Genomic DNA, 21,023 nt, shown 5'->3' on the forward strand with positions numbered 1-21,023 from the left:
CTCTAATCGATTATAGTCGTGAAGAGCAATTTCCGTCCCTTTACTTGCCGCTCAAGTCACGGATAAAAGAGCGCAGCACCGATTCGGTAGCTTATTCCCTGTCTTTCGCGTACTCGCGGTCCGTGGCGCCGCGTGGACGATTGAAGACCGACGGACTCACCAGCAGGTGGGCACGGGGGGCGGGATTGGCAAGCCACAGGAGTAGGATAATGTCGAAGGATTCAGGTAAGAACGATCACGCCGGCGGGCCAGGCAAGATCGAGATCACGGTGGTGGTGAACGGCCAGCCCACGCAGGTCGAAGCCAATCCCAACCAGCCGCTGCACGTGGTTCGTACCAAAGCCCTTGAAAACACGCAGAACGTCGCCCAACCGGCCGAGAATTGGGAATTCAAGGACGAGGCCGGCAACTTGCTCGACGTCGACAAAAAAGTTGGCGATCTCGGTTTCGCGAACACTGTGACCCTGTTCCTCAGTCTGAAGGCGGGCGTTGCAGGTGCCTGAACCCCAAACTGTGGATCCGGAGGTCTCCCGAGCGAAGTTTGATCGGGAGATCGGCCGTTTCCGGCCATATGCCGATGCCTATCGGGCTCAGGGCTGCTTCCTGCTTGAGGCGAGCTTCCCACGCGCTTTCTTTATTTTCGGAAGCCCCAAGTTAAAACCGCGGGTGATTAGCGCAGCGAGCGAGGTCGACTTCACCAACTACGACTTAAGACCGCCGTCGGTGGGCTTCGTCGATCCATTTACGCGCCAGCGGATTGCCCGGAAAGATCTATACCTGAAAATGCTGAGACGCCCGCCGCTGCCCGGAACGCCGCCGGAGATGATTGGAGCTCTCATCCAGCAGAACGCCGTGCCGCTGACGGACTTCATCCAGGCCAACGGGCCCGAGCACGAACCTTTCCTGTGCATGGCGGGAGTGCGGGAATACCACGATAATCCAGCCCATTCGGGTGACCCATGGCTACTTCATCGGGGTTCTGGAGAAGGCTGTTTGGCCTTCATTCTGGACAAGATCATCAAATACGGAATCAACCCTATAGAGCAGTTGCAGATTCAGCTCCAACCGACCATCGTGGGAATGGCGGTGTCGCCTCAGGCGATACCGGAATGACTGAATTGAAAGATGTAACGAGCGTGACTCTCCCGCGGAGCTGCATCTCGACCACGCATGCGCATCTGCGCTCAGCTGGTCGCGAGGGCAATGAGGGGATGGCGCTCTGGGTCGGCGTTCAGCAAGACCGGCAATTTGCCGTGACAGAGACGGTTATCCCGGCGCAGCGTCACATTCGCACAAGCGATGGCGTTTGCGTGATAGTTCCGGCCGAAGAACTGCACCGGCTCAACGTCTGGCTCTACAAAAGCGGCCTGAAACTGTTGGCCCAGATTCACAGCCATCCGGGCCGCGCCTACCATTCGACGACCGACGACGCTTATGCGGTTGCTACAACGGTTGGGTGTCTGTCGCTGGTGGTGCCGAATTTCGCCCGTGAGCCTTTCGATCTTGCTCGCGTCGCTGCCTATCGACTTGACGCAAAGGCGAACTGGAATGAGGTCGCGTCCGCGGCCCTGATGCGAATGATCACGATAACGAGCTGACGATGGCCCTTGCAAACTTCATCGACCGCGCTGCCACGGCGGCATCTCAGGTGCTGGCCGACTTTCATCTGGGCGACTTCAAGGCAGCTCTCGAAAAGCAGGTCGTGGCTGTCGCCTTCGACAATCAGGCCGCTTCGTGCGCCGAAGGCCACGCGACGCTGGATCTTGCGGTGAGGTTGCTCGCCAGACTCTATCCGGTTCTGGCAATACTCCCCTTGGACAGCGCGGCAAACGCGCAAGCCCGAGCGCTGGAGCGCTTGGCAAAGTCGATTAATCCGAAAGTAGGCATCCGGCGCTCCGGCAAGTCTGCCAGCGTGTGCGTGGTGGCAGGGGCAACGTGCCCATCACTGCGGTGCCCAACCTTCTTCATGGGATCGGACGGTTGGGCGGCAAAGCTGTCGCGTACCGACCCGGTGGGCTCTGGCCCAAGTTTGCTGCCCTATGGAGCTGGCGCCGCCAGTTGTTTCGGCGCCGCCAATGTCTTTCGAACGATCTTCGCCGCCCAGCTCACCGGCGCCGAGTTGGACGAAACCATCGACCTCTCGTTATACAGCTACGACAAGACCAAGGCCGGCGATGCCGGCCCCATCGACTTCCCTGTCAACCTTGGCGAAACGCACCTCGTCGGGCTCGGCGCGATAGGTCATGGCGCGCTTTGGACGCTAGCGAGACAACCCGGTCTCTCGGGTCGCCTGCATGTAATCGATCCCGAAGCGATCGAACTCTCAAACCTGCAGCGCTACGCATTGGCCGGCCAGGCGGAGATAGGCATGTCCAAGGCGGTCCTTGCAACCACCGTCCTTCGATCGACCGCCCTCGATGTCGAGGCGCACCCGGTGAAGTGGGCAGAATATGTTGCGCGCAGGGGCAATTGGGTCTTCGACCAAGTGGGTGTGGCGCTTGACACCGCCGCCGACCGTCTGGCTGTCCAAGGTGCTCTGCCCCGATGGATCGCGAATGCCTGGACCCAGGAGCACGATCTCGGAATCTCCCGGCATGGTTTCGACTACGGCCAGGCTTGCCTTTGTTGCATGTACATGCCGTCCGGAAAATCCAAGGACGAGCACCAGCTGATTGCCGAGGAACTGGGAATACCGGAAGCACAGGAGCAGGTGAAAACGCTCCTGCAGACGAATGCCGGAGTTCCCAACGACTTTGTTGTTCGGGTGGCTGCTGCGATGGCTGTGCCGTTTGAACCGCTAGCCCCGTTTGTTGGCCAGCCGCTGCGCACCTTTTATCAGCAGGCGATCTGCGGCGGTCTGGTGTTCCAGCTCAGTAATGGAAGTCGCCTCGTTCGAGCCGCGGTTCCGATGGCGTTTCAGTCAGCGCTTGCCGGGATTATGCTTGCCGCGGAACTGGTCAAGCATAGTGCGGGTTTTCCCATGAGCCCGATGACGAGCACTCGGGTGAATCTTCTGCGGCCCCTTGGCTCTCATTTGCACGATCCGAAGGCCAAAGATTCCAGCGGCCGCTGCATCTGTAGCGACGACGATTTCCTTGCCGCTTACAGGCGCAAATATAGCAAGAGCGTTGAGCAGCTAAGCGATGTCTCCGCCGCCTAAGCAGACGCCGACGTCTCCCTTGCCGCAGGGCGGCGGCTTGTGCGCGTGACTATCGGGGCGCCACTATGACACGCCTGGCCCGCTCCTCTGCCGGCCGAAGTTCCAGGAAATCCCTTCACCGCGCACGATCCCGGACACCTCCTTACCGAGGTGTCGATCGAGCACAGGCCGCCATGGTACCAGCGTGAACTCGCGCGATTTCTCGATGACGGCATATTTGCCGCTGGCAAGCTCCAACTTTTCGCGCAGCCTGCCTGCTATCCGAACCCCAGGCTTGGCTTCGGAATACGACAGTCCAAGTTCGTTCGATAGTTGGCCAGCCACACGGTTCAACTCACGCTGCCGCAGGATCGAAAGCATGTTGGCGCGGTAAACGATCCGATCCTGCTCTTCGCGCGCGAGGTCTTGCGCGATCAGCCATTGCCGCCGGCGGGCTTGCGCTTCCCGGACGTCACGGCCAAAGCCGGAGTTGTGCAACGATCCCGGCATATCGGAGACCAGCTCGCGGTCGAGCCAGGTGGCGCCGTCAAAGCCGACCTGCCGCTCCAGGGGCATCGAAGTGAGCTTCTCGACGGTGACGGGCTCGGTCCTGGCCCGCTGGCGCTCGTAGTCGCAGACGCGATCGAGATGGTCCGTCGCGATGATCCAGGTGCCGTCCGGCTCGCGCTCCACGCCGCCGATGGCGCGCCGGATCGCCTCCAATCGACGGACATGCGTTTGCGCAAAGCTCTCGGTGGCGGATTTGTCGTGCTTCAGATGGATATCCACGTCGTAATGGCCGCCATGGGCGGCGGCGATCTCGGCGACAGTACGGTCGACCTGCCTCGGCTCGGTGCTCCTCGGGGTGGCACACACGATGCAGCCTTCGGGCGTGGGTTCGGTGGCCTCACCTTTGCCGATGTCGATCCAATGGCTTTTACCGTCAACTCCGTCGACGACAAGGTATTGCCGGTCATTGATTTCGTCGGCGAGCCCGCGCGCCACGACGCGGCCGACGACGGGCTGTGCCGCCTCGCCGGATCGATCGTGGATCACGCAGTCGGCGGCACTGCGCGTGAGCCCCTTGCCGGCCAGCTCGCGATGCATGGTCTTGATGATGTCGCCGCGCTCGCCGATGCGCCGCAGGGTGGTTTCCAGCTCGCCCTCGAGTCGCCAGCGGCCCGGGCCGACTTCATCAGCCAAGCCCATCCGCTCGAGCTTTCGCAAGCGACCCTGGTGCAGCGTCTGGCGAAAGGTGTCGCGGCCGTTCGTCGAAACAAGACCGTCATCGTCACGCATGCGCAGCAGCTGCCGGTCGATGCTGGTAAAGCGTTCCTGCTCCATTTCCTGGCGCAGGCGCTGTTCGATCTCGCGATCGGTGCGAGGTCCAAGGTCGAGGCTGACCAGCTCTGCCGCGCGCTCGCGGATTCCACTCGAGACATACTGCCTTGCGATGACGAGGTTCTCGCCGCGATCGTCCTTGCCGCGCACGATGATATGCGTATGCGGATGGCCGGTGTTGAAATGGTCGACCGCGACCCAGTCGAGCTTGGTCCCGAGGTCCTCTTCCACCTGAGCCATCAGACGTCGAGTCAGCGGCTTCAGGTCCTCATACTCGATGCCGTCTTCTGGTGCGACTATGAAGCGGAACTGATGGCGGTCGCCATCAGTGCGATCGGCAAACGCCTTACCATCGATGCGGTCGCTATCGCCGCCATAGAGCTCGCCAGCTTCGTCTTCGCGGGTGACGCCGTCGCGCTGGAGATAGCGCAGATGCGCACGCGCCCCGTCCGCGCCCTTGCCGGCGAGCTTGACGAAGCGGGCCTTGACGACGACCCGCCGCTGGCGGAAGGCGGCATAGCGATCGCGCGATTTCAGCAGCGCAGCCGCCGCCCCGCCGCGCCCTGTACGGCTTCCGGTGAAGCGACCACCGCGCTGCGGCCGGCCGCCGGCCCTGTTGATCGCGGCCCGAACCTGACCGGCATAGCGTTTGCCGGCCTTCGAACCGCGGGAGCCTATTTTCCCGAGCTTCGGTCGGAACTCATCATCCTGCATCCCGGCCTCCGGGTAATCCAAAGCCAGATCAACCGCTTAGGCGCCGCAGCCTCCTGGCGCCGCAAACTGCCTCCTGGAAAAACGATGTGCAGACAAAGACTTCACCACCTCAAAGAGGCGGTGCCTTTATCTTGCCTTACGCGCCTTGCCTCACGCGCCTTGCCTTTGCGCGCGCCACCGCCCCAAACTCCTAGCCATCCGGCTCCTTTGGCCGCATGCCATCCTTGCCAAGCGGCACGAAGAGATCGCCGTTTCGCATGCCGGCGCGAACACGGTCGTGGAGGAAGAACAACGAGCGCCCCGAGGGTGCCTTTGGCCCCTCCGGAGCGACAGATTTGCCCTTGAATTGCTTCATGTCGGTGGCCGAAATCCCCGCCGCCCTGAGCTGCTCGAGGTAATCGACGGTCTCTTTGGGCAATGGCTTGCCGTGCTTCAAATACCCTTCGTAGCGCCCGGGGCCTGCGTTGTAGGCGGCGAAGAGGCCGGGGAATCCGAAGCGGTCATACATGGCTCGCAGATAGGCGGTGCCGGCCAGAATATTGTCGCGCGGATCGTGCGGATTTGGGCCGAGACCATTGGCCACGCGCATCTCCGCATAGGTGGCGGGCATCACCTGCATGAGGCCAATGGCGCCGGCGCGAGAGGTGATGGGGCGGCCGTCGCGCATGGTGTTGCCGCCGCTTTCGGCATTCATGACGGCGCGGATCCAGGCCTGCGGAACACGAAAACGCCGGCTGGCTTCCGCGACGAACTTCTGCCACTTTCCAAGCTGCGGACTTTGGGAGATGGCGACCGGCTCGGCGCCGGTCGAGGCGGAAAAGGCGCATGGCGCGGTGGCGATCATGCCCAACATCAGGAGGGTCACTCGGTCCATAGCGGCACGAGCCTCCCGATGATTTTTTGGGCCGGCACCGGCCCGAAATAGCGGCTGTCGAAGGAGCGATTGGTCTCGTTGCCGAGCAGGAACACCTCGTCCTTGGTGAGTGCCCGGCAGCCGTTCCACCATGGCAAGGGCCGGCCTTGGGCGTCGATCTTGAGCCGGCGCGCGACGATGTCGCCGCCGATGATGATGGCGTCATGGAAGGCGCAGACATGCTCGCCTGGCAGTGCGGCAAGGCGTTTGACCAGCGCCACATTGCCAGGCAGATAGCCGCGTTGGGCCGCCAGATACGCCACGTAATCAGGCGGGCGGACGAGCACCAGATCGCCCAGCGCCGGCGTGCCCGTAGCGATGCGATAGAGGCCGATCGGCGCGCTGGCCGAGGCGTTCCAGACCAGCCAGGGCGTGGGTTTTGCGAACGTGGTGAAGCCTAAAAGGCTGAGGCCAATCGTGGCAATGGCGATCGTCTTGCGGGCGCGAACGCGGCGCAGGCCGGAGCCGATGATGCGCAGAAAAGGACGCCGGCTCATGAGCGGCCCCCATCGTCGGCCGGCGTGGAACCGGCTTTGGGAGCGCCGTAGTGCGGATGGCCTTTCGACCATTCGTCGAGCTCGTCGATGTGATAGCGGACATAGCGGCCGTGCTTGCGGAATTTCGGGCCGCCGCCCTTGAGCCGCATCTTTTCGAGCGTGCGCTGGGAGAGGCCGATATAGAAGGCTGCTTGCGCGGTATTGAGAAACGGGCTGCCCTTCTTGGCGCGGGCGGCGCGTTCGTTTTCGTCGTCCATGATTGTCCTCGTGTCGCTTAAGGAGAAGCAATGGAGAGGATGGGCGAGCGAGGTCGCTGCGGGGACGGGCGAAGAGTCGGGGGCGAGTTTTCGCCGCTCTTGGGATGAGCCCCGCGCCGGTGGCGGCGCGGGCTCGGAGCTCCGCCGTTTTAGTCGACGGGGTTCCAGATGATGGCGTAGGTGTCGTCATCGTCCTGGCCGGCGGCGCGGCCGAGATTGGCGTAGAGCTTGCGCGGACCGAACTCCGGGGCTGCGATCGACAGGCTCACATAGTCCTTGCCGGAAGCCTCGCCGATGCGGGTCCAGCCGGCGCCGACTTCGACGCCTTGCGTCAGCACCCGGAAGTCTGGATGATTGTCGGCGGTCTTGCCCTGGTTGGGCACGATGTCGATGTCGGCGCGGACGCTGAGCGTCTTGAGCTGGCCCTTGTAGCCGCCGTTTTCCTGCTTGGTGACGTATCCGATCGCGGTCATGTTAGTCTCCTGTTTTGCTGTCGCCGGGGACCATTCCCCTGCGATGGCGGACCGTGATGGGCGCGTCCGGCCCGCCTGAACCCGACAGGGCCGCAGCGGCAGCGCAGGACCCGAGCGGGCGGCTTTTTTGGAGCGAAGCGGGCGCGAGGAAGCCGCCATGGGCGGCGGGGAAAAAAGCTGCTGGCCGAGGGTTTCGGGCGGGCCGGAACCGCCCATAGGTCGACAAGCCAACCGCAGGGAAATGGTCCTGAAAGACGCTTGGGAGACAGATCGCGCGATCGGCTGGCACGATCCCCAGGCAACATGGCGGGTACCTGCTTGGCACGGGTTCAGGCACCGCAGCCAGCGACGACGTGCCTGACCGTGTGGCGCCTCGGCGCGCATTGGGGCCTGGCACAGGGCTGGCGAAGGGCATCGATGTGCGTTGGACCACCGCCGGCAGTGCGCGCTTCAAGAATCGCGAAAGTGCGACCGGTTCTGCCCGAGAGGTGCCCCAAGCGGCGGCTTTCGAAATGCCGCCGCTCGAGGCTTGGCCGGTCACTCCGACACGAACAGGTGCCGGACCTTGGCCCACTGATCGGCGGTGCGGAAGCCGCCGCGCGCTGTGTAGCTTTCGGCGGGGAATTTCATCCAGCGCGGCAGCCAGCTTTCCACCTTCTCGCGGCCGTTCTCGCCGGCAAGGAAGTCGCGGATGATCTTCTTTTGCGTCTTGACCTTCTGCGAAACGTTGCCGTCGGCGACGGGCTTGCCGCCGATGTCGGTGAGCATGGCATTGGCGACTTCCTTGTCCCGCAGTAGCTCGAAGAACGCCTCGTCCGCCTGCCAGGAAGCAGCCATGTCGACGTTCAGATGATGCCCAAGCGCCTCAATGACGGCACTGCCGGCTTCGAGGGTCTCGGCCATGACAAGGCTGAGAACGCGCAGGACGACGTCATCGGAGAGCGCCAGCAGACGGGCAAAGAAGCCGGCGAGAACGAAGGCGTCGCCATGGCCGCCGGCGAGCGGGCCATCGGCATCCGCTTGCCCAATCAGCGCCAAAACCTCGCGCCGCTTCTCGGCGAAGGCCGCTTCGGCCTTGCAGGCGGCGAGGCTGGCGGCGACCGTCTCGTTCGCCGGGCGCTGCGGCTCGCGGCGCACCTGCCACAGGCTTGAGCCGGCAATCGCATGCGCCACCATGAGGCGCATGGCGATGGCGGGATGGTCGAGCAAGGCGGCGCGCACGGCGGCATGGCGATGCAGATCGACATAGTTCTGCATCGGGCCGGTGAGTTCAGGCCGCGACGGTTTGACGACCTGTTCGTCCGGCTCGCCGCCCTCGTCATCGGCGCGGGCGCGCCGCGCTTCCTTGCGCGACAGCCAGCCCTCGTGACACTCGACCTCGCCGCGATGCGAGACGGTGATGACGACCTTGCCGCCCTTCTTCTTCGGGGTTTTCTCGTGGTCCCAAGAATGGAAATACTGCCCCGGTTCGAGCACGGTTACTTCGCTCCATCCGGCCTCGATATAGGCGTCGCGCCTGGCCGCGACCGCCTCGTTCTGCTTGAGCCAGAACAGGTCGGCATCGGCAAAATAGCTGTCCTCGCCGAAAAGATCGGAGACGATGAGGCCCGGATAGTCCTCGATGGCGAAAAGCGCCACCTTGGTGGAAATCGACTGGCCGCCGAACAGCCATTGTTTCAGCTGATAGCCGCGCGGCGCGTATTGCTCGGGGTCGGCATAAAGCGCCAGCCAGTCCTTCTGCTGCGCTTTCGAAGCCATGGTGAGATAGCGCGCCGTCTCGGCGTCGATTTCCTCGCGGCGGTAGGCTTCGCGGATTTTGGGCAGAAGCTCGCCAAGTGCCAGGATGCGCTTCACCTGAAGCTCGCTGATGCCGAAGGTGGCGGCGATGTCGGCAATGGAGCGGCCTTCTTTGATCAGCCGCGAGAAGGTTTCCCATTGCGAGACCTCGTCGGGGTCGAGGCGCGCGATGTTTTCGATGAGCGAGGCTTCGAGCGCATCGGCGTCGTCGCCGTCCTCCATGATGGCGCAGGGCAGGGCGTCGCTCTCGCCGCGCTCGTCGGCGAGCGACTTGGCGGCGAAATAGCGTCGCCGTCCGGCGACGATTTCGAAGCTTTCCGGCGTTCCGTTGGGCCGCACCAGAAGCGGCACGAGAACGCCGCGCGCGCGAACGGACGGCAGGATGTCAGAGATATCCGGCGCGCGTTTGCCGTGGCGCATGTTGAGGGCGGAAATGTTAAGCCTATCAAGGGGAATATGAGCAAGCTGCATGATCTGTCTCCTTCGGTCTGGTTGAGGTTTTCCCGCCGCAAAGGCCGCAAGGCCGGCGCGGCGGGACGGTTTTCGCGCCCTAGCGGCGCGTCTGTCCCGCCGTGTCAGGCGGAAGCTCGGAATGGGGGCTTGCAAGCGCGTCTGCTGCCTGCCGCAGCAGCCGCTCGTCCTCGGTAATGCGGCAACACAGCCGAGCAGCTTCGGCGTAGACGGAGAGCGCAAACTCGGCCTTGAAACAGCGGTCGCGCTCGATGCCGAGGCCGAGCCGGCCGTTGACGCTTTGCAGTTCGGCAAGGCTGACGCTGCCGAGTTCGGGAAAGCCGAAGCCGAGATCGCAAAGGCCGAACAGCGTGTCGCCGTCGGCGTCCAGTTCGCTCAAGAGCCAGGTTGCTGCCCCGGTCGGGTCGAACAGTTTTACGACCGGAACATGGTCGGTCTCGGTGTCGGAGGCGCCATTGGCGAGGAGACGGGCGCAAAGGTCGTCGGTGATCAGGATCATTGCGGAATTCCTCCAAAACGGTTCGGGTTGATTGAGAGCGGCTTTTTTGAAACAGGCGGATGCGAGCGGCTTCTGCGCCGAGCGCGCGCGCTCGGCGCGCCGTCAGAAGCGCAAGGCGGTCGTGCATGGCCAATCGAGCGCGCTCATGCGGCAATCTCGTCATGGGGCTTGCCTTCGTCGCCGGCGTTGAGGCCAAGCAGCAAATCGGCGGCTTTCGTGGCTTGGCTGGCGGCGCGGAAAATGGCGCGGTTGTCCTGGCGCAGCACGGCGAGCCATGAGCCGATGTAGTCGGCATGGCGCACGGTCGGCTCGATGCCGAGAGAGCTGCAGACGAAGGCTGCGCAGATTTCTGCGACCAGTTCCTCGCGCGCATAGGCCTTCGAGCCGAAGGAGCCGGAAAGGTCGCGCGCAAGCCGGGTTGGATGGCCGGTCCAGTGGCCAAGCTCGTGGAAACAGGTGCGGTAATAGTCGATCTGGTGAAAGAAAGCGGGCTGCGGCGGCACTTGAATGAAGTCGCTGCCCGGCATGTAAAAAGCGCGATCGCCGCCGATGCGGAAGTCAGCGCCGCAGCTGTGAATCAGCGCCTCGGCCTGCGGGATGATCTGGCGCTCGGGCAGCGGCTCGGCGGCGGCATAGAGATGTTCGGGCAGGTTGTCGCATTGCGCGACATTGAAGACGGTGAAGCGCTTCAAAAAGGGCACGGCGTGCGGCTCATCGCCATCCGTCTTGGCGCGTTCCTTTTCTTCCTTGGGAACAAAGCGGTCAGCGTGGACGATGGTGGTGCCGTGTTCGCCCTTCCTGACATTGCCGCCAAGCGCGAGAGCCTGCCGGAAGGTCAGCCAGCTCTGGCTGGCATACCCGCGCTCGAAGACGGCGCCCCAAAGGATCAGGATGTTGATGCCGCAATAGCGGCGACCGGTGGCCGCGTTGCTGGGCAGGCCGAGACCGGCCTTCGCACTGCCCCATGGCTTGACCCATGGCACGGTGCCGCGCTCCAGCTCGGCGATAATGCGATCTGTGATTTGCTGATAAAGGCTGGCGCCCGTGCGCCCGTTCTTGCCTGCGCCAGCCTCTCGGCTACCGGAACGCTTGTATTTCGCACCCATCGTCTGGTCCTCCGCTCTTCAATCCCGCGCCCTCCCCGGAAGCGGGGTGGGCGGCGAAAGCGACCGGAAAGGCCCGACGTCCAAGGCGGGCCGCATCCGAAGGACCGGAACGAAGAGGAGGACCCGAAGCGTCAAGCGAAGGGTTGCGGGACGCCGCGGCGGGCCTAGAAGGGAGTGCCGCCCACCGCGCGCCACCGGGGAAGGCCAGTACAAGAAACGACGCCGGCCCATGGGCCGGCGACCGTCAGCAGCCGAGAGGCTGCCCGCGCCAGGGGGCGAAGCCGCATGGCCGAGACCGCCTGAGCTTGCCGAAGAAAAAGCGGGCTCGGTTCACGAGCACCCGACGCGCGCCTTCAGGCGCGCGGGCGCTGAGCAGTGCCAACGGCGTGAAGTCGACCGCTGCGAATTCGACCCCTTTGGCGGCCTTCAGGAACTTGCGGATTGTCGGCGAGGGGCGAAGCGGGGTGGTTGAGGAGTGCGGCGCGAGTTGGCCAGCCGCTCCCGGCCGTTTCGCCGCGCGGGCAATGTTCATGCGCGAGCAGAGAGCTGTGAGCAAGCCGTGAGCGTCACCGCAATCACCATTGCGCGCGATTGCCCACGCAGTGGCGATGAAAACGTCCGCTTGACCACGGCTTCGGCCGATATCTGGGGCCGCTGACGTGGAAGCGGGCGAAAACCTCGAGGCCTGCGGCGCTGAACATCGAGCAGCATTAAGAGGCCGGGTACGTCAACGGCTGTGACCATCAACCGGAGCCAGCCAAACCTGTTGCGTTGGTTGCCTGGCACGGCTCAAAGACGCTTTAGCTTACCGTGCGAGCGACATTCGCGCGCTCTCGCCACCGACATTTCTGCGCGACGCCAAGCCCAACGTCCACACTAGCCATCACGCCAGATGTCTCGAGTAGGTCTGTCGGCTTTGCAACAAAGTCAGAGGTCCGACGGACATAGGGCGGCTCACAATGTTGTAATTGAAAGCTTTTTCCTTTGGCAAGCTTCCTGCAACAGATGATCCTCAAACGTTGCAGGCAACAGCGACACACCGATGGCCGAATGCCGCCATCGGTCGCGCTGTCGATTTGTCTGGCGGCCAGACACAGGAACAGATGGAAGCAGGACTAATATCATTACGAAGTCGACCATACAAACCGGCCTTCCTCAAGAGCGAGCAGAGCGTGTTTTCACGTGGGAAAGGCTGAGCCCCAGCTTGAATACAGTTGCGACGCCTAATGCAGGTCGGCGGCGAAAAGGCAAGTATAGGCTGTGCGAATAAGACTGGCCGATCACGGTGGTCCGATGCAGAAGGAAAAAACTCGCAATGTCGATTCCGAGGGCTGAAGAGCGACACACCACCGTAAGCCAGCCGGCTTGGCTCGAACGCATCGAACTAGACAGAGGACAATGTCTGCCAGAACGTTCGGATCAGAAGCGGAAGTTAGGCGGCTCAATGGTGCTGACTTGTACAAAGGAATTCTCGCGATTTTCATGATCTGGCGGGACTGTTTCGTTTTTCAGCGACGCCGGGAGGCGAGCCGGCCGAGTGTGAGGTCGGGCTCTGGGCCGTTCGGGAAGACGACATGAACGGCAGGTTTTCGCGGCGCCAGTTCATAGCGGCGGCTGCCGGCGCGGGGATATCGGTCAAGATCGGGTTTCTGGGTCGGCCTGCGGCGGCGCTCATTGCCAATCGGTCGGACGGTTTGCCGAACTGGATCGGACCGGCTGGTCGGCCGCGCTTCCGGATCGACGCCGTAGCCAAGGTCACCGGCGACAAGACTTTCACCCGCGATTTTCGAGCCCGCGACGTGGCCGGCTGGCCGCAGGAACAGAGCCATGCTTTCCTTATTCGTGGAACTCGGGCCAACGCTCCGTTCGACGGACTGGACCTCTCATTGCTCGGCGAGGATCTCAAGCCCGACCGGCTCGTGCTTGGCGAAGACCTTGTCCGCGATGGCCTTGTGCCGCCGGAAACAGCGGCCCCGGGCTTTTACGGCGACATGTTCCTGGTGACAAAGGGATGCACGCCGCGTCTGCTCGGTCAGCCCGTTGCGCTCTTGATCTACAAGGATTTCGCGCGATTCGACGCCGCGAAGCGGCTGGTCCGTGTCGCCGAGGGGGTCGTGCGCTGGGGCGCGGTCGGCGGATACTGCACGCCGCCGCATTACGGCGCCGGCCGTGTCGTGCGCATCGTCGGCGCGACATCGGACGATGCCGACATTTTTGCTCCACTCGAAAAAGGCACGACGATCTACGGCGGTTTCGACGCAGACCAGGTCGTCTGGCCGAAGCCGGATCAGAGCGGTGATGCCGAGGCCCGTGCCATGTGGGCGGCTGGCGAGATCGAGCGCGAGATCGCGGCCACCGGCGCCGACGCGTTGATCCTGAAGCGAAGTTATTTCTCGCAATCGATCGACGCCTCGGCGATGGAAGCCGACAACGGCAATATCTGGTTCGAGCCGGGCAGTTCGACGCTGCATGCAATCTTCGCGACCCAATCGCCTTACGAGGTGGCGACCTCGACGCTGGAAATGCTGTCGAAATCGCGGTTCGCAGTGAAGGCGCTCGACCTTTCGATCGGCCATACGGTCGGTTACGGCACTAAAAGCCATTCGATCTTCCCTTACTACGCCGTCCTGGCAGGCCTCTATGGCGACGGGCAGCCGGTGCGTCTTGCCAACGATCGGTTCGAGCAGTTCCAGATGGGGTTGAAGCGCCATGCCTTCTGGATGGAGAACACGCTGGTCGTCGATCGCTCCACGCACGCCTTTCGCATCATGAAGGGGAGCTATCGCACGGACGCGGGCGGGCGGCGCAATGTCTCGCCCGATGTCGGCAATGTCGGCGCCAACGCGGCGCGCAGTATCTACTACCTGCCTAAGAGCGATTTCTCTGTCGAGGTCCGGGCCTCGCGCGCCGTTGACGCCGGCTCGACGCGTGGATACGGCGCGCTGCAGACCATGGCGGCGACCGAGATGATGGTCGACGAGGCGGCCGAACTGCTCGGCATCGATCCGATCGAGCTTCGCCTCAAGAATGCGTTCAAGACCGGCATGAAGAACTCGCAGGGCGCCGGTCCCGGCGGGGTCCTGAGGACGGAGGAAATCCTGGAACGGGCCCGTGCCCATCCGCTCTGGAAGGGTCGCGCCGCGAAGAAAACGGCGTTCGACACCGCCAATCCGGGCAAGCGCTATGGCGTCGGTTTCGCGCAGGTGCAGAAGGATTACGGGACCAGAGCGGACGCAGCGGTGACCACGCTGTCGCTCGATCCGTCCGGCCAGCTCACCATGCGGCAGAACGGCAACGACATCGGTACGGGCCTGACCACGTCGCAGGCGGTCATGGTCGCCGACATCATCGGCCGGGTGCCGGACGACTGCGCCTTCGGCGTCGTCGACTGGCCGGAAATGCCGCTCGTTTCTACCGAGGAGCCCTATACGACGCCACAGGACGAGGAGGACGCGCTGGCGCAGAACCCGCGCTGGACGCCCTCATTCATTTCACCGATGAGCGCCTCGAGCAGCGCCTGTTTCATCGGCCACGCAACGCGCACGGCGGCCCGCGCACTGCTGCGCCTGTCGCTCTGGCCGGCGGCAATCGCGCTCTGGTCGGGTGGCGGGCAGGCGCGTCCGCTCGCGATCGATATCGCCGATGCGCGAGTCCTCGACGGCAAATTGACGGCAGATGGAATGGAGCCGCTCGGACTGGATCAGCTCGCGGCAGTGGCGCACAAGCTCGGTCTGGTCAGCGGGGTCAGCGTCCATGTCTTCAATCGCTGGCAATGGGCCGAGGCGATGTTCGACGTGCCGAACGTCGGCGCCGTCCGGTTGCCGGTCGATGCGCTTTCGGTCTGCTATGGCCGAAGCGCGCCAGCCGAGTTGAAGGCGTTGATGACCTCGGGCGGCTTCCATTTTCTCGACCGGCGCCAGGTCTTCTATCCGCCGCAGTGCCAGAACGGTGCCGGCACCTGTTATACTGGCATGGCGACGATCGCAGAGGTCGCCGTCGACACCGCCACTGGCGACGTGAAGCTCCTATCACATCATTCTATCCTTGAATGCGGCACTCAAATCGTACCGGAACTCGTCTCCGGCCAGATCCAGGGCGGCCTCGCGATGGGAGTCGGCCATGCCTTGCTCGAGGAGTTGCCGCTCTATGAGGACGGCCCCGGTGACGGCACCTGGAACTGGAACCGCTATCGCCTGCCGCAAGCGACCGATGTCGCGGTCTGGACGCAGACGTCGGAGGTGCTGCCGCCACTATCTGAAACCGATCCGCCGAAGGGCATGGCCGAGGTCGTGATGATTGCGATCGTTCCCGCGGTTGCTAACGCCCTAAACCATGCCATCGGCAAGCGCTTCTATCAGACACCGATCACGCCCGAGAAGATCCTGGAGGCCCTGCTGTGAGCCTCGCCACGCGACCACTCTCCATGATCGTCAACAATCGCAAGGTCGGCCCGGTCGATGTGCCGGACGATCTGATGATGATCGACTTCCTGCACGAATATCTGAACCTTACAGGCTCGCGGCTCGGCTGCGGGGAAGGCATGTGCCACGCCTGCGCGATCATTCTCGATGGGCCGGACGGAAGTTCCCGCGAGATCCGGACCTGCATCACCGGCGCGCATTTGTTCGAGGGCAAGTCCGTCCGCACCATCGAAGCGCATGCCGAACGCGGCGCGAATGGCGACGTCATCCGGCTCTCCGCGATTCAGCAGGCCTTCGTCGAATATTTTTCGTTCCAGTGCGGCTATTGCACGCCGGGTTTTGTCACTGGTGCAACCGTGCTGGTTGAGCATCTAATGAGGAAGCCGATCCGCAGGGCCGAAGTCGAACGCACGATCGAGCAGGCGCTTGCGCAGCACATTTGTCGTTGCACCGGTTATGTCGGCTACTATGAGGCGGTTCGCGACGTGATCCTGAGCACGCCCGGACTGGTTCGGGGCTGAGTTTCCGGCGATGAGGCGCGCCTGGCGATTTAGCCCGCGGCATATTCTCCTTCTCTTGCTGCCCTGGCGGTGTTCCTCGGTCGGTTCGAAAGGAGCGCGTCGGTGCGGTAATGAACCAAACGGTAGTTGACAAGCCGCTGTCCGGTAATCTTGCCCAAGCGGCCGACTGGGCCGCCTGCCATATGGCGCCCGGCGCCGCGTCCGGCGCCGGTGGCCTAGCCTTCAACGGTCTCCACACCCATTCGGCGCCGCCGGAACACGAGCCGGGCCGATTCGTGCGCAGAGACTGGTCGCCGCGCCGATCAAGTCGGACACGTCGGCCTCGGTCGTCGCGAAAGAGGTGACGAACCTCACGATTCCGGACTGCCAGCGATCATGGTAGAAGCAGAATCCCATGTCGAGCAGCCCCCGTATCAGGGGCATGGGAAGCCGGCAGAACAATATATTGGCGTCGGGACGCTGCTGGATCTTCACAGCCGGCAGGGGAGCCAACCCCTGCGCGAGCGCCGACGCCATCGCATTGGCATGGGCCGCGTTGCGAAGCCAGACACCATCTCTCAGATAGCCGTCCATTTGCGCCGCCATGAAGCGCATCTTGGAACTCAACTGGCCGGCCCGCTTTTGGCGAAAGGCGATCGTGCTCGCGAGATCTTTGCGGAACGAGACGACCGCATCGACCCCAAACGTTCCATTCTTCGTGGCGCCAAACGATAAAAGGTCGACGCCGGCTTTCCAGGTCATCTCGGCCGGCGAGCAGCCGAGAGTGACGAGAGCATTGGCGAAGCGGGCACCGTCCATGTGGAGCGGCAGGTTCGCCGACCGGCAGATATGGCCGATCGCCTTGATCTCATCAAGAGAGTAGACCGATCCGACCTCGGTCGCCTGCGTGATGCTGACGCTGGATGGCTGGACCGAGTGGACGTCGCCCACCATGCGCGTCGTACTGGCCGCCAAGGCGTCGATGTCGATTTTGCCGGCCTCACCCGGGAGCTGCACCAACTTTGCTCCCGCTGTATAGAACTCCGGCGCGCCGCACTCGTCGCGGTGGATGTGTGCATCGGCGTGCGAGAGGATGCTGCCCCATGGCGGCGTAATCGCCGCGAGCGCCAGTGCGTTCGCCGCAGACCCCGTCGAGACCAGGAACACATCGACCTCATGCTCGAACATTGCGGCGAGCTGGCGCTCGACCGAGTGCGTCAGCTCATCATTGCCGTAGGGAAGCGCCTGACCCGAAGCGCACGCCGTGATTGCTGCGATAACCTCGGGCGAGGCTCCGGCGATGTTGTCGCTGGTGAAGCCGCGGGGGCGGGTCTGCTTGCTGTCGCTCATGGTCTTGACGCTCGTTTCATCCATTGAGCGTCCAAGTTAGACGGGTCGCCGAGCGCTTTATTGAACGATATTCAAATTGAGAGGTAACGTGCCGGCGTCACCCCCAACACGGCCTTGAACTGTCGGGTCAGGTGGCTCTGGTCTGCGAACCCGACCGCCACGGCTACCTCGGCGACGTTCTGACCTCGCCTCAGCAGCCGTCGCGCCTCGTCGATGCGGACCTGGATCAGGTAGCGGGTGGGAGGCACCCCGAAATGGGCCTTGAAGCCGTCGATCAGCGTCGCTTTGGAGCATCCGGCGAGGGCGGCAAGGGCGGCGAGCTGCAGGACTTCATCGGAGTGGGCATGGATGAAGTCGCGCACGTCGCGGAACCTGGGTGGCACGGATTTGCGCTCAGCAACGCGCGACCTGCCGACCTGTGCGAAGATGTAGGGCAGGCAACGGATCAGATGCTCCTCGATCTCCAGTGCCGAGCTGTGCTGATGTTCAAGCTGGCGCCAAAGCGCGCTGAGGCCGCGCGCAACTGCGGCATTCTCCTGGAACGGGCTCTTGAAGTCGATCGTTCCGGGTTCGGTTTGGCCGCTGTCCTCAAGCACCTGCCTGACAAGGCCTTCGGGTAGGTAGAAGATCCTCTGGCTCCAGCCAAGATCGTCACCGGCACCCCCGAAATGCGGTTCGCCGGGCGCGAATGTCGCGATGGTGCCGCTGCCTGCGTGCCACGTCTCCCCCCGGCACCAGACGTCATGGACGCCCCGCTCGATTAGGCCTACCAGATACTCGTTGTGGACGTGCCTGGCGAAGTCCTGCCGGTGATAATCCGCCGCGAGGTATTCGAGCCCGCCAAGGACATCGGAGTGCTTCATCACCGCGCGGTTTTGCGGCGGCCGACCCCGAAGAGAGGAACGGCCACGCACCTTTTGCCCATACTCGCCGGCGGTATCGGCCACTTATTGATCATCCAGATTGGTCATCGTTACGGTGCATGCTTTCGCTCATCGTGGTGCATCAACCGGGCCAGTCGCCCGTGGACATGGCACGCATATCCACAGCATGGATGCAATATATCCAAACAATCAAGTTTACCGATGGGGCCTCATACTGCATAGCGCATTGCTTGAAAGCCTATGTTCCGTGCTTTCCATCTCACGTTTTCCTCGGCTGTTCTAAGTTGTTCCACAGCTAACTTTGACATGGATCCATAATGCGAATTTGCGGCATCAAGCTCACGCACGACGGGGCAATCGCTGTCGTCGAGGACGGCCGATTGGTCTTTTGCATCGAGCAGGAGAAACTCGACAATAATCCACGATATCAATCCATCGATCGTCTTGAAACGATTGTTGCCGCCTTAGCGGAACATGGCCTGGATCCGCGCGATGTTGATCGGTTCGTCATCGATGGCTGGGACGGTGAGATCGAGTCGCGATTCCAGGTTGTTAGTGAGGGCACGCCGGTCACTCTCAACGGGGCACCGTATGTGGAGCGGGATCCTAAAAGTCCCCTGACAGCTTGTCACGGCTCAGGCCTCGTGCTGGGCGGCGGGGTATTTTCTTATGAAAGTTATCCGCATGTCCTTGGCCACGTAGCTTCCGCATACTGCACCAGCCCGTTTGCTAAAGCCAAAGAACCTGCCCTTTGCCTGGTATGGGACGGCTTCATCTTTCCGCGGCTTTACTACGTGGAACCAAGCGGAGTGCGGTTTATCGAATGCCTGTTTCCGATGATGGGTCATGCCTATGCCGCCGCGGGCCAACACTTCGGTCCTTACAGGCAGGAAACGAGGACGGGCTGGAATCTGGATATTGCCGGCAAGCTGATGGCCTATATCGCGCTCGGATCTGTCAACGAAAAGATCGAGACAGTATTTGGGGAGCTTTACGACCAACATTTCGCCGGTGACACGAAGCGTGCAATTGAGTATAGAAACAACAGCCGCTCCGAAGACGCATTACTCACGGCCGTGCATGATTTCTTCGATGCAGCCGAGTCACGGCTGGTCGCCGAGACACCTGAGGACATACTTGCTTCGTTTCATGCCTTTCTCGAGCGTCTTCTCGTTCGCGAGATGGCAATCGCGATGCGTGGGCTCTCGGTTGCCGGAACGCGAAACCTGTGCATCGCCGGCGGATGCGGGCTGAATATCAAATGGAACAGCGCACTTCGGGCGAGCGGTTTGTTCGACACAGTTTGGGTGCCTCCGTTTCCAAACGACAGCGGGTCGGCGATCGGTGCTGCTTGCTGCGCGCTGGCTGCCGACAAAGGCCTCGTTCACCTCGATTGGTCGGTCTACAGCGGACCAGACATTAAGGATGGCCCTGTGCCTCCGGGATGGCAGGCTGCTCCATGCAGCGTGGCAGAACTGGCCAGCGTGCTCGCCGACGGCAAGCCCGTCGTTTTCCTCACCGGCCGTGCAGAGCTTGGTCCACGAGCCTTGGGAGGCAGAAGCATCCTGGCAGCCGCGACTTCGCCGCAAATGAAGGACCACCTCAACAAGGTGAAACGTCGAGAGCACTTCCGGCCGGTAGCGCCAATATGCTTGGAGGATCGTGCACATGAGATATTCGAACCTGGCACGCCGGATCCTTACATGCTGTTTGATCACCGAACACGTTCGGAGTGGAAAGAGAAAATCCCGGCAGTCGTTCATTTAGACGGGACGGCACGATTACAGACAGTGTCTAGAAAATCTGATCACCCTATTGCAGAGCTCCTGGAGGAATATGAACAACTCACCGGCATCCCGCTGCTGTGCAACACCAGTGCCAACCTTAACGGACGTGGGTTCTTTCCGGATGCCGCGGCGGCGTGCGAGTGGGGATGCGTGGACCACGTTTGGAGCAATGGGTTGCTGTTGACTAAGACAGGTTAGTCGCCGCTCCCGTCGTCAATAGCGCTGGCTGGGTCTACGGGGACGATCGCGCCCGGTTTGGCGCATACATGCTGCAGCATCGGGCAGCGTCACATGCCCGTGGCGATAGGGCATCAAGGCTCTCGTCGCGGTGTTTCGCGTCAGAATTCGACACCGCCACGCCGTCTAATCGTTGGCCAATCCGCTGAGCTTTATGAAGCACTGCTGACGTCTTCACTGACAAAATTGTCGAGGAAGTGATTGCCGTGTCATTTGCCTTTCATGCCCCCGTACGGGCAGACCGGCCGTGGCGATCTTTTGGTCGCTCTTGCGACATTCTCGTCCGCCTTTGGACACAACAACGTTTCCGGATAGGCGCACGGCCGAGCCGCGGGCAAACCGGCGCGCGCGGTGCTGATGGGGGGAGGCGTCAAAGACCCTCCTCGATAGCGGGAGCAGCAACAACGCGATGGTAGAGGTGCGATGCTTGCGTCCTCCAAGATCGGCGGCCTTCGGACGCAATTGCCTGCTAGAGACAAAGCCTTACGCGGTCGATGCAGGGCGGCGTGCGGCAATGCATCGGGCTCGGTGCCTTCCCGAGCCGGTGTGCTGATTATCCGGCCAAGACGCTCTTTTGATCGGTTCGGGTGACGAAATCGATGTGCGGCGCACTCGGTCTAGGTCAAGGCACCGCAGC

The 21,023-nt window shown here is 62.7% G+C and carries 17 protein-coding genes; 7 read left to right on the forward strand and 10 right to left on the reverse strand.

The window, feature by feature from the left end:
• Nucleotides 1-209: 209 nt before the first annotated feature.
• The 4 genes from CK220_RS11115 to CK220_RS11130 are packed head-to-tail and all read left to right on the forward strand — an operon-like array spanning nucleotide 210 to nucleotide 3,160.
• Nucleotides 210-503 (forward strand): DUF2604 domain-containing protein, encoded by a 294-nt coding sequence (locus tag CK220_RS11115; protein WP_095811574.1) that lies wholly within the window; start codon nucleotides 210-212, stop codon nucleotides 501-503.
• Complete coding sequence (locus tag CK220_RS11120; RefSeq protein WP_095811716.1) at nucleotides 496-1,113, forward strand: putative metal-binding protein; 618 nt, start codon at nucleotides 496-498, stop codon at nucleotides 1,111-1,113. Before CK220_RS11115 ends, CK220_RS11120 begins: the two co-directional genes overlap by 8 nt.
• Nucleotides 1,110-1,598: a Mov34/MPN/PAD-1 family protein gene (locus CK220_RS11125; protein WP_095811575.1), complete on the forward strand. Its 489-nt coding sequence runs from the start codon at nucleotides 1,110-1,112 to the stop codon at nucleotides 1,596-1,598. The genes CK220_RS11120 and CK220_RS11125 overlap by 4 nt, the downstream gene beginning before the upstream one ends.
• A 2-nt stretch (nucleotides 1,599-1,600) precedes the next feature.
• Nucleotides 1,601-3,160: an E2 ligase fold family C protein gene (locus tag CK220_RS11130; RefSeq protein ID WP_095811576.1), complete on the forward strand. Its 1,560-nt coding sequence runs from the start codon at nucleotides 1,601-1,603 to the stop codon at nucleotides 3,158-3,160.
• A gap of 63 nt (nucleotides 3,161-3,223) precedes the next feature.
• On the opposite strand, the gene rlxS is transcribed toward CK220_RS11130, so the two are convergent.
• The 8 genes from rlxS to CK220_RS11170 form a co-directional block, all read right to left on the reverse strand.
• Nucleotides 3,224-5,194, reverse strand: a complete 1,971-nt coding sequence (gene rlxS, locus CK220_RS11135; protein ID WP_095811577.1) for a relaxase/mobilization nuclease RlxS — start codon at nucleotides 5,192-5,194, stop codon at nucleotides 3,224-3,226.
• A 190-nt stretch (nucleotides 5,195-5,384) separates the two neighbouring features.
• On the reverse strand, nucleotides 5,385-6,068 hold the full coding sequence (locus CK220_RS11140) for a lytic transglycosylase domain-containing protein (protein ID WP_095811578.1): 684 nt from the start codon (nucleotides 6,066-6,068) through the stop codon (nucleotides 5,385-5,387).
• Nucleotides 6,056-6,604, reverse strand: a complete 549-nt coding sequence (locus CK220_RS11145; protein ID WP_095811579.1) for a S26 family signal peptidase — start codon at nucleotides 6,602-6,604, stop codon at nucleotides 6,056-6,058. Before CK220_RS11145 ends, CK220_RS11140 begins: the two co-directional genes overlap by 13 nt.
• Entirely contained in the window at nucleotides 6,601-6,861 is a 261-nt protein-coding gene (locus CK220_RS11150) for a helix-turn-helix domain-containing protein (protein WP_095811580.1), read from the reverse strand. The genes CK220_RS11145 and CK220_RS11150 overlap by 4 nt, the downstream gene beginning before the upstream one ends.
• Before the next feature lie 149 nt (nucleotides 6,862-7,010).
• A complete protein-coding gene (locus tag CK220_RS11155) occupies nucleotides 7,011-7,334 on the reverse strand; it encodes a DUF736 domain-containing protein (protein ID WP_095811581.1) in 324 nt (107 codons plus the stop codon).
• Between the two features lie 537 nt (nucleotides 7,335-7,871).
• On the reverse strand, nucleotides 7,872-9,602 hold the full coding sequence (locus tag CK220_RS11160; protein ID WP_095811582.1) for a ParB/RepB/Spo0J family partition protein: 1,731 nt from the start codon (nucleotides 9,600-9,602) through the stop codon (nucleotides 7,872-7,874).
• A 79-nt stretch (nucleotides 9,603-9,681) separates the two neighbouring features.
• Nucleotides 9,682-10,101: a DUF2958 domain-containing protein gene (locus tag CK220_RS11165; RefSeq protein WP_095811583.1), complete on the reverse strand. Its 420-nt coding sequence runs from the start codon at nucleotides 10,099-10,101 to the stop codon at nucleotides 9,682-9,684.
• Nucleotides 10,102-10,244: 143 nt separating this feature from the next.
• A complete protein-coding gene (locus CK220_RS11170) occupies nucleotides 10,245-11,207 on the reverse strand; it encodes a zincin-like metallopeptidase domain-containing protein (RefSeq protein WP_095811584.1) in 963 nt (320 codons plus the stop codon).
• Between the two features lie 1,574 nt (nucleotides 11,208-12,781).
• On the opposite strand from CK220_RS11170, the gene CK220_RS11180 reads away from it, so the two are divergent.
• Together CK220_RS11180 and CK220_RS11185 are read left to right on the forward strand one after the other, a co-directional pair.
• Nucleotides 12,782-15,607, forward strand: a complete 2,826-nt coding sequence (locus CK220_RS11180; RefSeq protein WP_095811586.1) for a molybdopterin cofactor-binding domain-containing protein — start codon at nucleotides 12,782-12,784, stop codon at nucleotides 15,605-15,607.
• A gap of 23 nt (nucleotides 15,608-15,630) precedes the next feature.
• Nucleotides 15,631-16,149 carry a 2Fe-2S iron-sulfur cluster-binding protein gene (locus CK220_RS11185; protein ID WP_095811587.1) on the forward strand — a complete coding sequence of 173 codons (519 nt, stop codon included), beginning with the start codon at nucleotides 15,631-15,633 and terminating at the stop codon, nucleotides 16,147-16,149.
• A 222-nt stretch (nucleotides 16,150-16,371) separates the two neighbouring features.
• Here CK220_RS11185 and CK220_RS11190 read toward each other — a convergent pair whose 3' ends face one another.
• Both CK220_RS11190 and CK220_RS11195 read right to left on the reverse strand, forming a co-directional pair.
• Nucleotides 16,372-17,502 carry a low specificity L-threonine aldolase gene (locus CK220_RS11190; protein ID WP_245429113.1) on the reverse strand — a complete coding sequence of 377 codons (1,131 nt, stop codon included), beginning with the start codon at nucleotides 17,500-17,502 and terminating at the stop codon, nucleotides 16,372-16,374.
• Nucleotides 17,503-17,549: 47 nt separating this feature from the next.
• Complete coding sequence (locus CK220_RS11195; protein ID WP_095811588.1) at nucleotides 17,550-18,425, reverse strand: AraC family transcriptional regulator; 876 nt, start codon at nucleotides 18,423-18,425, stop codon at nucleotides 17,550-17,552.
• Nucleotides 18,426-18,679: 254 nt separating this feature from the next.
• On the opposite strand from CK220_RS11195, the gene nodU reads away from it, so the two are divergent.
• A complete protein-coding gene (nodU, locus tag CK220_RS11200; RefSeq protein ID WP_095811589.1) occupies nucleotides 18,680-20,347 on the forward strand; it encodes a nodulation protein NodU in 1,668 nt (555 codons plus the stop codon).
• The last annotated feature ends 676 nt before the right edge of the window (nucleotides 20,348-21,023 follow it).

The sequence above is a fragment of the Mesorhizobium sp. WSM3860 genome, assembly GCF_002294995.1.
Taxonomy (GTDB): domain Bacteria; phylum Pseudomonadota; class Alphaproteobacteria; order Rhizobiales; family Rhizobiaceae; genus Mesorhizobium.